Raw genomic sequence first — 13,465 nt, forward strand, 5'->3', positions numbered from 1 at the left:
TTTTACCGGCGACGCAACAACCTGAGCGCGTTCGCCGTCACCAGCACCGTTGCCCCGGTATCCGCCAGTACCGCCAGCCACAGCCCGGTCATGCCAAGCAGCGTGGTCACCAGGAAAATCCCCTTCAACCCCAGCGCGATACCGATGTTCTGACGGATATTGGCCCGCGTCGCGCGCGCAAGATCGATCATCTGCGCCAGCCCGGTCAGGCGGTTGTGGGTCAATGCCGCGTCAGCCGTTTCCAGCGCCACGTCGGTCCCGCTGCCCATCGCAATACCAATGGTGGACGCTTTCATCGCCGGAGCATCGTTAATCCCGTCACCGACCATCGCCAGCGGCGTCTGAGCGTTCAGCTCCGTTACCGCGCAGACCTTATCTGCAGGCAGCAATCCGGCTTCAAACGCCAGCCCCAGCTCACCGGCAATCGCTGCCGCTGCGCGAGGGTTATCACCGGTGAGAATCACCCCCTGCACGCCCAGCTGATGCAGCGCCGCCACGGCTTCTTTTGCGTCATCGCGGAGGGTGTCGCGCAGCGCCAGCATCCCTTTTGCGACGCCGTCCTGCATCACGCTCACAACAGTTTGTCCGGTTTGTTCTAACGCCTCCACCTCTGGAGTAGAAGACTTGCCAGCCGCGACAATCAGTACCTTTTTACCGTCAACGGTGGCCTCAATCCCTGACCCGACCAGCGCCCGCTGGGCGGTTGCCGGAGGGATGTTCAGCCCGCGCGACTGCGCTTCACGCACAATCGCCTGCGCCAGCGGGTGAGTGGAACCCAGCTCAACGGCGGCGGCCAGCGTAAGCAGTTCATCTTCACCGATATCCTGCGGATATACGCCGGTCACCTGCGGTTTGCCCACGGTCAGCGTACCGGTTTTATCGAACGCGATTTGCTGAACCTGGCTCAGCTGCTCCAGCGCCGCGCCGCCCTTAATCAGCGCCCCGCGACGCGCCGCAGCCGCCAGCCCTGAGGTAATCGCCGCCGGGGTGGAAATCACCAGCGCGCACGGACAGCCGATCAGCAATAGCGTCAGCCCTTTATAAATCCAGCCCTCCCACGGCGCGCCAAAGAACAGCGGTGGGACGACGGTGACCAGCAGGGCCACCAGCATAATGGCGGGCGTGTAGATCCGGCTGAAGCGGTCAATAAAGCGTTCGACCGGCGCGCGGCGCTCTTCGGCCTCTTCAATCAGCTTCAGGATTCGGTCGATGGCGCTGTCGCCCGGCTCGGAAAGCACGGTGAGCTGTACCAGACGGTCGACGCTGGTGGCACCCGCAGGCACTTTTTCACCCGCCTCACGTTCAACCGGAATGGACTCGCCGGTCAGGGCGCTTTCATCAAAGCTCGCGGTGGCGGTAAGCAGCGCGCCGTCTGCAGGCAAGCGTCCGCCTGCCGCGACTTCAATCACGTCGCCCGGGCGCAGCGTATTGATGGCGACCGTTTCACGCGTGCCGTTTACCACGCGCGTGGCGGTTTCCGGCTTCAGCGCCATCAGCGCGCTGACCCCTTTACGCGCCCGGCTGGCTGCCCAGCCCTCAAGGCGTTCACCGATTAAGAACAGCAGCAGCACCATCGCCGCTTCTGCCGTTGCGCCAATAAACAGCGCGCCGATAGCCGCCACGCTCATCAGCGTTTCGATGGCAAACCAGCTGCCGCTTTTCATCAGGCGCAGCGCCTGACGGGCAATCGGGAACAGCCCGACCAGCGTGGTGGCGATAAACGCCAGGTTGCCGAACGGGTGGTTAATCTGTTCCAGCCCCCAGCTCAGGGCCATCATGATGATGAGGGTAATGAGCGGCAGGTTTTCTTTCAGGGAAGAGGCTTTTTCAGCAGGCGCCGTTTCGCTACGAAGGGTATAGCCCGCCTTGCTGACGGCGGCTTCCACCTGTTTGCTGACGTCGTTATCGGCGCTAACCAGCAGCTTTTCAGTGGCGAACAGCACCTGAACGTGACTCACGCCCGGCACTTGTTTGACGGCGTTTTCCACTTTGCGCGCACAGGCGGCGCAGTCCATGCCGTTAACGACCCAGCTGTAGCGGTTTCCGCTTTCAGGCAGCATTTCAGTTTGCGTTTCGCACGCCCCCTCGCAGCAGCAGTCGTCTTTCGGCGGAACCGGGCTGAGCTTAAGTGCCGAGAATTGTGGAACTTTTTTAGATGTTTCTGGAGTCGACATGGCAGTCTCCGGCAATGATAATTTTCTCATTAACCGCAGCATACACTCTGGAGTCGACTCCAGAGTCAAGACTTATTTAAATATACAGCGAACGTACGATCAGGAAGTGCCCGGCAAAGTAGCAGGCGGCGGCAATCGCGTTATCCGCGCGGAAGCGGCGACGATAGTGGCTGCCCAGCCAGACGACATTCCCGATGAGCAGCAGCGCCGCGCCGAAGAAGGCGGACATCGCCTGCGACGTCGGACGGAAGAACCACAGCTCGCCTGCCAGCCACACCATCACCAGCGTCATGGCGATAAACGTGCAGACCGGCAAACGCATCTCTTCCAGACGTGACCAGATCACCGCAATCAGCAGCGCGCCAATCACCAGCAGCACCAGCGGCAGCGGCCAGAAGAAGGAGAGCGTCATCTGGCTGGCAAAGTAGATGGTATACAGCAGATGCGACAGGAAGAACGCCCCAACGGCGTACAGCAGGCGCTGGCGCGGCAGCAGGGTTAAGGCATCGCCAATGAGGGAGGCGCACAGCCCGGCGAGCACCAGATAGCTGACGGCGTTAAACATCGGCGCTTGCCAGGCCAGCAGCAGCAGGAGCAACAGCGTGACCGGTTTAAACAACCAGCGCTGCCAGATGGGACCGCGGTACGACGCATCGACATAAAGCCATGCGGAAAAACAGACAGCGATAAATGACCAAAGCATATTAACTCCCTGTATCTGTTAAGTCTGAATAATCAGTTTCTGATCCAGTGTAGTGACGCGGGCGGGCGTTTGGCAATGGTGGGGAAGGCAGGGTATCCTGAATTCCGCATAATCTGATGGGATTGTAGAATGAGCAAGATGCCGCTGTTTTTCATTATCGTGGTGGCGATTATCGTCATTGCCGCCTCGTTCCGCTTCGTACAGCAGCGCCGCGAGAAGGCGGATAACGATGCCGCACCCCTGATGCAAAAGCGCGTGGTGGTGACCAACAAACGCGAAAAACCGCTCAGTGACCGCCGCTCGCGCCAGCAGCAGGTGACGCCTGCGGGCACAACAATGCGCTATGAAGCGAGCTTTAAGCCGGAAACGGGCGGCCTGGAGATGACCTTCCGCCTGGAGGCGCAGCAGTACCATCAGCTGACGGTGGGAGAGAAAGGAACGCTGAGCTACAAAGGGTCGCGATTTGAAGGGTTCAGTACGGAATAATGCACGAACGGTTCCCTCTCCCTGTGGGAGAGGGTTAGGGTGAGGGCATCAGCCCGCACCTTACTTCTTCACCTGCGCCTTAAACTTCTTCATCCACACCAGCAGCTCAAACACGCCGAAGATAAACACGCGCAGCTGCTGCCAGCCCGTCATCTGCGGTCCGTCTTTCGGCAGGCCGTTTTTCAGCATCACCATCTGCAGGGCGTGCATAAACGACGTGAAAATCAGCGCCACGTTAACGAAAATGTTCATCGGGCGCGGGAACGGGTGCACCAGATTCAGAATCAAAAACGCCCAGACGCCCAGCATCAGCAAACGTCCCAGGTTAATCAGTACCGGCATCGGATCCTCCTTGTGCCTGACGGTGATAAAGACGATAAGCAACCTGACCCGCGACTTTTTCACGGTGCAGATCCCAGTGAGCGGGAACCGGCGGTAAACCGTTTTCCACTTCGCTTTCAACGTAAATTAGCGCGTCATCCGCCAGCCAGCCGTTTTGCTCCAGCAGGGATAGCGTCTCCTCCAGCAACCCCTTGCGGAACGGCGGGTCGACAAACACCACGTTATGCGGCGTGCCTTTCTGCGCAAGAAAACTCAGCGTGTTGGTGTTCACGACTTTGGCGTTGCCCGCCTTCAGCGTCGCCAGATTTTGCTGCAGCGTCTGCGCCACGCCGCGCTCCATCTCCAGCAGCGTGGCGCTGGCGGCATAGCGCGACAGCGCTTCCAGACCGAGCGCGCCGCTTCCGGCGAAGCAGTCCAGGCAGTGGGCGTCTACCATTGACGGGGCCAGCCAGTTAAACAGCGTCTCGCGCACGCGGTCGGTAGTAGGGCGTAAACCGGGGCTGTCCGGCACCGGTAATTTCCGGCCCCGCCACTGACCGCCGATAATACGAATTTGACCGGCCGGGGCGCGGTTGGGTTTCTTCATCTCAGGAAAGCTCTGTTAACAATTGGCCTGCGATTGCGGGCGGTGATGTCAATTAAGTAAAGTGTTAGACTATTTCATCATTTTTTTAGCTTCCATGTATATAGCGCCGCGAGGAGTGTAGTCGCAGATGGCAAAACAAAAAAAACGTGGCTTCTTTTCCTGGCTGGGCTTCGGTGAAAAAGAGCAAGAAACAGAACAGAAAACCGAAGAGCAACAAGCCGTTGAAGAGCAGTCACCGCCTGAAACGCCTGTAGAAACCGCCGCGGTAGTCGACGCGGAAGAAACGGCGCACAGCAAAGAAGAGGTTGAATCCTTTGCAGAAGAGGTGGTTGAGGTCACGGAACAGGTTCAGGAGAGCGAGAAGCCAGAATCGGTTGTCGTTGATGACATTACCGAAGCGCCGCAGGCTGTAATCGAGCACGAAGAGCTGCCGCTGCCGGAAGAGGTGAAAGCCGAAGAGGTGTCTGCCGAAGAGTGGCAGGCCGAAGCGGAAACCGTTGAAATTGTTGAGGCGGTGGAAGAAGAAGCGGCGCTCGAGCCAGAACTGACCGACGAAGAGCTTGAAGCCCAGGCGCTGGCGGCGGAAGCCGCTGAAGAAGCGGTCATCGTGGTGCCGGTGGAGGAAGAACCGGAAGAAGAGATCGTTCAGGAGCAGGAAAAACCGACCAAAGAAGGTTTCTTCGCCCGCCTGAAGCGCAGCCTGCTCAAAACCAAAGAAAACTTAGGTTCGGGATTTATCAGTCTGTTTCGCGGCAAGAAGATCGACGACGATCTCTTTGAAGAGCTGGAAGAACAGCTGCTGATTGCGGACGTCGGCGTGGAAACCACCCGTAAGATCATCGCCAACCTGACCGAAGGGGCGAGCCGCAAACAGCTGCGCGACGCCGAAGCGCTGTACGGCCTGCTGAAAGACGAGATGGGTGAAATTCTCGCAAAAGTTGACGAACCGCTTAATATTGAAGGCAAAACGCCATTTGTTATTCTGATGGTCGGCGTGAACGGCGTGGGTAAAACCACCACCATCGGCAAGCTGGCGCGTCAGTTCGAGCAGCAGGGCAAATCGGTGATGCTTGCGGCGGGCGATACCTTCCGTGCGGCGGCGGTTGAGCAGCTGCAGGTCTGGGGCCAGCGCAACAACATTCCGGTGATTGCCCAGCATACCGGCGCGGATTCCGCGTCCGTGATCTTCGACGCCATCCAGGCGGCGAAGGCGCGCAACGTGGACGTGCTGATTGCCGATACCGCAGGGCGTTTGCAGAACAAATCGCACCTGATGGAAGAGTTAAAGAAAATCGTTCGCGTCATGAAGAAGCTGGACGAAGACGCACCGCATGAAATTATGCTGACCATTGACGCCAGCACCGGACAGAACGCCATCAGTCAGGCGAAGCTGTTCACTGAAGCGGTAGGACTGACGGGGATCGCGCTGACCAAGCTGGACGGCACCGCGAAAGGCGGGGTGATCTTCTCCGTGGCCGATCAGTTCGGCATTCCTATCCGTTACATCGGTGTGGGCGAGCGTATTGAGGATTTACGTCCGTTTAAGGCGGACGACTTTATTGAGGCATTATTTGCCCGAGAGGACTAACAATGATTCGCTTTGAACACGTCAGCAAGGCCTATCTCGGTGGGAGACAAGCGCTGCAGGGAGTGACATTCCACCTGCAGCCGGGCGAGATGGCATTCCTGACCGGCCATTCCGGCGCGGGGAAAAGTACCCTGCTCAAGCTTATCTGTGGGATCGAGCGGCCAAGCGCCGGGAAAATCTTTTTCGGCGGGCATGAAATCAGCCGCCTGAAAAACCGCGAAGTGCCGTTCCTGCGTCGTCAGATCGGCATGATTTTCCAGGATCACCACCTGCTGATGGATCGCACCGTTTTCGATAACGTGGCCATTCCGCTGATTATTGCCGGCGCCAGCTATGACGATATCCGCCGTCGCGTCTCTGCGGCGCTGGATAAGGTCGGGCTGCTGGACAAAGCGAAGAACTTTCCGATCCAGCTCTCCGGCGGTGAACAGCAGCGCGTGGGCATCGCCCGCGCGGTGGTGAACAAGCCTGCCGTGCTGCTGGCGGATGAACCGACCGGTAACCTGGACGATGCCCTGTCAGAAGGGATTTTGCGTCTGTTTGAGGAATTCAACCGCGTAGGGGTCACCGTATTGATGGCGACGCACGATATCGGGCTCATTTCCCGTCGTTCGTACCGCATGCTGACCCTGAGCGACGGGCATTTGCACGGAGGCCACGGTGAACAAGCGTGATGCAATAAACCAGATTCGGCAGTTCGGGAACCGGTTTGACCGTTTCCGTAAGCCGCAGGGCGGTGGTGACGGCAATCGTAATGCGCCGAAGCGCCAGAAGGCCGCGACAAAACCGGCCTCCCGTAAAACCAACGTGTTTAACGAACAGGTACGCTACGCTTTCCACGGCGCGCTGCAGGACCTGAAAAGCAAACCGCTGGCCACGTTCCTGACGGTGATGGTGATTGCCATCTCCCTGACGCTGCCAAGCGTCTGTTATATGGTCTATAAAAACGTCAACCAGGCGGCTTCACAGTATTATCCGTCCCCGCAGATCACGGTCTATCTGGATAAAGCGCTCGACGATAACGCCGCGGCGCAGGTGGTTGGGCAAATCCAGGCCGAGCAGGGCGTGGAGAAGGTCAACTATCTCTCACGTGAAGACGCGCTGGGCGAGTTCCGTAACTGGTCTGGCTTTGGCGGCGCGCTGGATATGCTCGAAGAGAACCCGCTGCCCGCCGTGGCGGTGGTGATCCCGAAGCTGGATTTCCAGGGGACCGATTCGCTTAACACGCTGCGCGATCGCATCACGCGCATTAAGGGCATTGATGAAGTGCGCATGGATGACAGCTGGTTTGCGCGCCTTTCTGCCCTGACCGGGCTGGTAGGACGCGTCGCGGCGATGATTGGCGTGCTGATGGTGGCGGCGGTCTTCCTCGTCATTGGTAACAGCGTACGCCTGAGCATCTTTGCCCGTCGCGATACCATCAACGTGCAGAAACTGATTGGTGCGACGGATGGCTTCATCCTCCGACCGTTCCTTTACGGTGGCGCACTGCTCGGTTTTTCCGGCGCATTTCTTTCACTGATATTGTCAGAAATTTTGGTGATGCGGCTTTCGTCTGCCGTGACTGAAGTGGCGCAGGTTTTCGGAACGAAGTTTAATATCAGCGGCTTAGGTTTCGATGAGTGCCTGTTACTGCTGCTGGTGTGCTCGATGATTGGGTGGGTGGCAGCCTGGCTGGCAACCGTTCAACATTTACGTCACTTTACTCCCGACTAATAAAAGCGTGATATAATCTTTCCCTGCACCGAGATGTTCGCTCTGCAGGGAAAGCGTCCCTGTTGTCTCTTCCCCTGTTATCATCTCCATGTCACATTTTGTGCGTAATTTATTCACCGTTGCACCTGGAACTTGTGGATAAAATCACTGTCTGATAAAAGAGTGAATGCTAATCTCGTTGCTCAAACGCTTTGGCATGGTTGTTGCCTGACGGGGACGACCTGGACCAGAAGAAACATTGAGAGGAATGAATGACCAAAGAAATGCAAACTTTAGCTTTAGCCCCTGTTGGTAACCTGGAATCTTATATCCGGGCTGCGAACACCTGGCCGATGTTAACGGCCGAGGAAGAAAAGGAGCTTGCTGAAAAGCTGCATTACCAGGGCGATCTGGAAGCAGCTAAGACGCTGATCCTGTCTCACCTGCGCTTTGTTGTTCACGTTGCTCGTAATTATGCGGGCTACGGCCTGCCGCAGGCGGACTTGATTCAGGAAGGTAACATCGGTCTGATGAAGGCTGTACGTCGCTTTAACCCGGAAGTGGGTGTGCGACTGGTCTCCTTCGCCGTGCACTGGATCAAAGCAGAAATTCACGAATACGTGCTGCGCAACTGGCGTATCGTGAAAGTCGCCACGACAAAAGCGCAGCGCAAACTGTTCTTTAACCTGCGTAAAACCAAGCAGCGTCTGGGCTGGTTCAATCAGGATGAAGTGGAAATGGTGGCGCGCGAGCTGGGCGTAACCAGCAAAGACGTGCGTGAGATGGAATCCCGTATGGCCGCGCAGGACATGACCTTTGATATGTCCTCAGACGACGACGCATCTGACAGCCAGCCGATGGCACCGGTTCTGTATCTGCAGGATAAAACCTCTAACTTTGCTGATGGCATCGAAGAGGATAACTGGGAAGATCAGGCCGCGAACAAGCTGACCCATGCGATGGAAGGCCTCGACGAACGTAGCCAGGATATTATCCGCGCCCGCTGGCTGGACGAAGACAACAAGTCCACGCTGCAGGAGCTGGCCGACCGCTACGGCGTCTCTGCGGAACGTGTCCGTCAGCTTGAAAAGAACGCCATGAAAAAACTTCGCGCCGCTATCGAAGCGTAATTTCCGCGAAGTACACCGAGAACCCTCGAATGCAAATTCGGGGGTTTTGTTTTTTTAGCGCCCGCTCTGGCGAATTCCCTCCCCCTGGCAAACACTTACTGATGCGCTAAGCAGGCGACTTTCTCAGGGGGACAGGGTGAAAAACAACGAACTGAACGACCGGCGTTTACAGGCGACGCCGCGCGGCATCGGCGTGATGTGTAACTTCTATGCCGATAAAGCTGAAAACGCCACGGTGTGGGACGTGGAAGGCAACGAGTACATCGACTTCGCCGCCGGTATCGCGGTGCTGAATACCGGCCATCGCCATCCCAAAGTCATTTCCGCCATCGAAAAACAACTCCACGCCTTTACCCATACGGCGTATCAGATCGTGCCGTATGAAGGCTATGTGGCGCTTGCCGAACGTATCAACGAACGCGTGCCCGTTGAAGGCCCTGCCAAAACGGCGTTCTTTTCAACGGGAGCAGAGGCGGTCGAAAACGCGGTCAAAATTGCCCGGGCGTACACCAAACGTCCCGGCCTTATTACTTTCGGCGGCGCGTTCCACGGCCGCACCTTTATGACCATGGCGCTGACCGGCAAAGTTGCGCCGTACAAGCTCGGCTTTGGCCCGTTCCCCGGTTCGGTTTATCACGCGCAGTATCCGAATGAACTGCACGGCGTCAGCACCGCTGAGGCGTTGAAAAGCCTGGAACGTATCTTTAAAGCGGATATCGCACCCGACCAGGTCGCGGCCATTATTCTCGAACCGGTTCAGGGAGAGGGCGGTTTCAACATCGCGCCAGCCGATTTTATGCAGGCGCTGCGCGCCCTGTGCGATACCCACGGCATTTTGCTGATTGCCGACGAGGTGCAAAGCGGCTTCGCCCGTACCGGCAAGCTGTTCTCGATGGAACATCACTGCGTGAAGCCGGATCTGATCACCATGGCGAAAAGCCTGGCGGGTGGGATGCCGCTCTCAGCGGTGTCGGGCCGGGCTGAGGTGATGGATGCCCCCGCGCCGGGCGGGCTGGGCGGTACCTACGCCGGAAACCCGCTGGCGATTGCCGCGGCGCATGCCGTGCTCGACGTGATTGATGAGGAAGATCTCTGCACGCGCTCGGCGCATCTGGGCCATCACCTGGTGGAAGTGCTGAACAAAGCGAAGGAACACTGCCCGTATATCGCGGACATTCGCGCCCAGGGCTCAATGGTGGCGGTGGAGTTTAACGAACCGCAAACGGGCCAGCCTTCGCCGGAATTTACCCGCCAGGTGCAGGAGCGCGCGTTGCAGGAAGGGCTGCTTCTTCTGAGCTGCGGCGTCTACGGCAACGTCATTCGTTTCCTCTATCCGCTGACGATCCCTGAAGTGCAGTTCCGTAAAGCGCTGGACATTATCTCCGCCTCGCTGACACGTTAAAGCCATATGCCCGGCGAAAATCCCTGCCGGGCCTGGCATATATTCATTTCAAATTAGCTATTCCAAAATCATAAAAATCGGGTATGTTTTAGCAGAGTATGCTGAAAAAGCGCGAACAGCACACCTATAACTGACATAAAGCGCTGCACAACAACATCACAACAATCGTAATAACCATAATAATGGGGAATCTCAGGATGAACATGAAGGGTAAAGCGTTACTGGCAGGATGTATCGCGTTGGCATTCAGCACCATGGCACAGGCAGACATCAAAGTGGCTGTGGTTGGCGCGATGTCCGGTCCGGTAGCACAGTACGGCGACCAGGAATTTACCGGCGCTGAGCAGGCGGTTGCAGACATTAATGCTAAGGGCGGTATCAAGGGCGAAAAACTGCAGATCGTAAAATATGATGATGCCTGTGACCCGAAACAAGCGGTCGCGGTCGCGAACAAAGTGGTGAACGACGGGATCAAATACGTTATCGGTCACCTGTGCTCTTCCTCTACTCAGCCCGCGTCTGACATCTACGAAGACGAAGGTATTCTGATGATCACCCCGGCGGCGACTGCGCCAGAGCTGACCGCGCGCGGCTATAAGCTGACCCTGCGCACCACCGGCCTGGACTCTGACCAGGGCCCAACCGCGGCGAAATACATCGTTGAAAAAGTGAAGCCGAAGCGCATTGCCATCGTTCATGACAAGCAGCAGTACGGTGAAGGTCTGGCGCGTTCAGTGCAGGACAACCTGAAGAAAGCCAATGCCGACGTGGTGTTCTTCGACGGGATCACCGCCGGTGAGAAAGACTTCTCCACCCTGGTGGCGCGTCTGAAGAAAGAGAATATTGATTTCGTTTACTACGGTGGCTACCACCCGGAAATGGGCCAGATCCTGCGCCAGGCGCGCGCTGCGGGCCTGAAAACCCAGTTTATGGGTCCGGAAGGCGTGGCGAACGTTTCCCTGTCTAACATTGCAGGTGAATCAGCCGAAGGCCTGCTGGTGACCAAACCGAAGAACTACGACCAGGTGCCAGCGAACAAACCTATCGTAGATGCCATCAAGGCGAAGAAACAGGATCCAAGCGGCGCGTTCGTCTGGACCACCTATGCGGCGCTGCAGTCTCTGCAGGCGGGCCTGAACCAGTCAGCCGAACCGGCTGAGATTGCCACCTGGCTGAAAGCGAACACGGTCCAGACCGTCATGGGGCCACTCTCCTGGGACGCGAAGGGCGACCTGAAGGGCTTCGAGTTCGGCGTGTTTGACTGGCATGCTAACGGGACTGCTACTGACGCCAAATAAACGCAAATGGCAACCGTAAGGTTGCCATTTTAGTGTTTGCACCCTCTCCCCGTGGGAGAGGGCCGGGGTGAGGGCATCAGGCCGCACCGCACAATTCACCCCAAACGCTTCTCCCAACCGCTCTCCTGCGCCGTAAACCCTAACGCCTGCATAAACGCCGCCATCACGCCGCGGTCTTCCACGCCGACGTCAGCCATCCACCATGAGGTCACGCTCGGGTTTTCGCGGATCACTTCTTCAATTAAATACTGTCCCACACCGCGACGACGGGTGACGTCACGTACGCGCAGCGAGTCCAGCGCCCCTTCTGTACCGCTCAGGGTGACGCGAACCGCGGCCAGCAGGCGCTCGTTAAAACGCGCGGCATAAATGCGGTGGGTCTCATCCACGCGTAGCGACGAAGGGGAATATTCCGGCCAGATCTTGCCCAGGTCGATATGATCCTGGTCGCTAAAGGTCACCAGACGCACGATAGTCAGTTTCATTAGCTACTTGTCCAAATCAGATTCAGTAGGGGCAGTGTACTCAATTTATTCACTCAGCGGCTTCCTCTTTTTATTCTCATTAACCAGGTGATTAGTTTTTTGGCAACGCGATGGGCAGTTTGAAAACACATGGATCGAAAAATAAGCAGAATTTTAACCTGAAGGGTAGTGATTTATTCGGCGCTTTGTACCGTTATTTTATGCTGCAAACTGCACTTTTATTTGTTTATCTCTGCCTGATTTCAGAATATTATCTTTGCTTAATCGCCTGAAAAATAGAGATTTTAGTCTGGTTTTTGACAAAAACCTGCGCTAAACCATTAAAGGCACTGGTAAAAATAGCGTTGTTCATTAAAAGTACAGAATGCTTTTTAACCATAATAAAACAAAATATAAACACGACATCACGAATGGGGATTCAGAGATGAAAAGGAACGCGAAGACGTTAATCGCGGGGATGGTCGCACTGTCGATCTCGCATGCCGCTATGGCGGAGGACATTAAAGTTGCGGTAGTGGGTGCGATGTCCGGCCCTGTTGCCCAGTGGGGTGACATGGAGTTCAACGGTGCGCGCCAGGCCATCAAAGACATCAACGCTAAGGGCGGCATCAAAGGCGACAAGCTGGTGGGCGTGGAATATGACGACGCCTGCGATCCGAAACAGGCCGTCGCGGTCGCCAACAAAATCGTCAACGACGGTATCCAGTATGTGATCGGCCACCTGTGTTCATCCTCCACCCAGCCTGCGTCTGATATCTACGAAGACGAAGGCATCCTGATGATCACCCCTGGCGCAACTAACCCTGAGCTGACCCAGCGCGGCTATCAGCACATTATGCGCACCGCGGGGCTGGACTCCTCTCAGGGGCCCACCGCCGCCAAATACATCCTTGAAACCGTTAAGCCGCAGCGTATCGCCATTATTCATGACAAGCAGCAGTACGGCGAAGGCCTGGCGCGCTCCGTTCAGGACGGCCTGAAAAAAGGCGGCGCGAACATCGTCTTCTTCGACGGTATTACCGCCGGTGAGAAAGACTTCTCCGCGCTGATCGCCCGTCTGCAAAAAGAGAATATCGACTTCGTTTACTACGGCGGCTACTACCCGGAGATGGGGCAGATGCTGCGTCAGGCGCGCGCCACCGGTCTGAAAACCCAGTTTATGGGGCCAGAGGGCGTGGGCAATGCCTCCCTGTCAAACATCGCCGGGGATTCAGCCGAAGGCATGCTGGTGACGATGCCAAAACGCTATGACCAGGATCCGGCCAACAAGGCTATCGTGGATGCGCTCAAGGCGCAGAAGAAAGATCCGAGTGGTCCGTACGTCTGGATCACCTATGCGGCCGTACAGTCTCTGGCCACCGCGCTGGATCGCTCCGGCAGCAAAGAACCGCTGGATCTGGTGAAAGATTTAAAAGCACACGGGGCGAACACCGTGATTGGGCCGCTGAACTGGGATGAGAAAGGCGATCTGAAGGGATTTGAGTTTGGTGTCTTTAAGTGGCACGCCGACGGTTCGTCCTCGGCCGCCAAATAATTATCCCACCGCCCGGACCGCCGGGCGGGTATAAAAAGGTTT

Annotated in this window: 13 protein-coding genes; 8 read left to right on the forward strand and 5 right to left on the reverse strand. The window is 57.0% G+C overall.

The window, feature by feature from the left end; genetic code table 11:
• Positions 1–2 precede the first annotated feature (2 nt).
• Both zntA and GXP72_RS01435 read right to left on the reverse strand, forming a co-directional pair.
• Complete coding sequence (zntA, locus tag GXP72_RS01430; protein WP_208763406.1) at positions 3–2,174, reverse strand: Zn(II)/Cd(II)/Pb(II) translocating P-type ATPase ZntA; 2,172 nt, start codon at positions 2,172–2,174, stop codon at positions 3–5.
• A 76-nt stretch (positions 2,175–2,250) separates the two neighbouring features.
• Positions 2,251–2,877 carry a lysoplasmalogenase gene (locus tag GXP72_RS01435; RefSeq protein ID WP_208763407.1) on the reverse strand — a complete coding sequence of 209 codons (627 nt, stop codon included), beginning with the start codon at positions 2,875–2,877 and terminating at the stop codon, positions 2,251–2,253.
• 129 nt (positions 2,878–3,006) lie between these two features.
• On the opposite strand from GXP72_RS01435, the gene GXP72_RS01440 reads away from it, so the two are divergent.
• Positions 3,007–3,363 (forward strand): DUF2500 domain-containing protein, encoded by a 357-nt coding sequence (locus tag GXP72_RS01440; protein WP_208763408.1) that lies wholly within the window; start codon positions 3,007–3,009, stop codon positions 3,361–3,363.
• 60 nt (positions 3,364–3,423) lie between these two features.
• Here the strand turns inward: GXP72_RS01440 and GXP72_RS01445 are convergent, their stop codons facing one another.
• Positions 3,424–3,705 carry a DUF1145 family protein gene (locus tag GXP72_RS01445; protein ID WP_010436509.1) on the reverse strand — a complete coding sequence of 94 codons (282 nt, stop codon included), beginning with the start codon at positions 3,703–3,705 and terminating at the stop codon, positions 3,424–3,426.
• Complete coding sequence (rsmD, locus tag GXP72_RS01450; protein ID WP_024906689.1) at positions 3,689–4,291, reverse strand: 16S rRNA (guanine(966)-N(2))-methyltransferase; 603 nt, start codon at positions 4,289–4,291, stop codon at positions 3,689–3,691. The genes GXP72_RS01445 and rsmD overlap by 17 nt, the downstream gene beginning before the upstream one ends.
• A gap of 127 nt (positions 4,292–4,418) precedes the next feature.
• On the opposite strand from rsmD, the gene ftsY reads away from it, so the two are divergent.
• From ftsY to livJ, 6 genes are all read left to right on the forward strand, one after another.
• Positions 4,419–5,879, forward strand: a complete 1,461-nt coding sequence (gene ftsY, locus GXP72_RS01455) for a signal recognition particle-docking protein FtsY (protein WP_208763409.1) — start codon at positions 4,419–4,421, stop codon at positions 5,877–5,879.
• A gap of 2 nt (positions 5,880–5,881) precedes the next feature.
• Positions 5,882–6,553 carry a cell division ATP-binding protein FtsE gene (gene ftsE, locus GXP72_RS01460; protein WP_023310016.1) on the forward strand — a complete coding sequence of 224 codons (672 nt, stop codon included), beginning with the start codon at positions 5,882–5,884 and terminating at the stop codon, positions 6,551–6,553.
• On the forward strand, positions 6,540–7,595 hold the full coding sequence (gene ftsX / locus GXP72_RS01465) for a permease-like cell division protein FtsX (protein WP_024906691.1): 1,056 nt from the start codon (positions 6,540–6,542) through the stop codon (positions 7,593–7,595). Before ftsE ends, ftsX begins: the two co-directional genes overlap by 14 nt.
• A gap of 251 nt (positions 7,596–7,846) precedes the next feature.
• The gene (gene rpoH, locus GXP72_RS01470) at positions 7,847–8,704 is read left to right on the forward strand and encodes an RNA polymerase sigma factor RpoH (RefSeq protein ID WP_024906692.1); all 858 of its coding nucleotides are present in this window, start codon (positions 7,847–7,849) and stop codon (positions 8,702–8,704) included.
• Between the two features lie 136 nt (positions 8,705–8,840).
• Positions 8,841–10,106 (forward strand): 4-aminobutyrate--2-oxoglutarate transaminase, encoded by a 1,266-nt coding sequence (locus GXP72_RS01475; RefSeq protein WP_157188477.1) that lies wholly within the window; start codon positions 8,841–8,843, stop codon positions 10,104–10,106.
• Positions 10,107–10,303: 197 nt separating this feature from the next.
• On the forward strand, positions 10,304–11,404 hold the full coding sequence (livJ, locus tag GXP72_RS01480; RefSeq protein ID WP_024906694.1) for a branched chain amino acid ABC transporter substrate-binding protein LivJ: 1,101 nt from the start codon (positions 10,304–10,306) through the stop codon (positions 11,402–11,404).
• Positions 11,405–11,499: 95 nt separating this feature from the next.
• Here the strand turns inward: livJ and panM are convergent, their stop codons facing one another.
• On the reverse strand, positions 11,500–11,889 hold the full coding sequence (gene panM, locus GXP72_RS01485; protein ID WP_024906695.1) for an aspartate 1-decarboxylase autocleavage activator PanM: 390 nt from the start codon (positions 11,887–11,889) through the stop codon (positions 11,500–11,502).
• Between the two features lie 424 nt (positions 11,890–12,313).
• Here panM and livK point away from each other — a divergent pair, with 424 nt between their 5' ends.
• A complete protein-coding gene (gene livK / locus GXP72_RS01490) occupies positions 12,314–13,423 on the forward strand; it encodes a high-affinity branched-chain amino acid ABC transporter substrate-binding protein LivK (protein WP_024906696.1) in 1,110 nt (369 codons plus the stop codon).
• The last annotated feature ends 42 nt before the right edge of the window (positions 13,424–13,465 follow it).

This window comes from Enterobacter sp. SES19, from assembly GCF_011765665.1.
GTDB classification, from domain to species: domain Bacteria; phylum Pseudomonadota; class Gammaproteobacteria; order Enterobacterales; family Enterobacteriaceae; genus Enterobacter; species Enterobacter pseudoroggenkampii.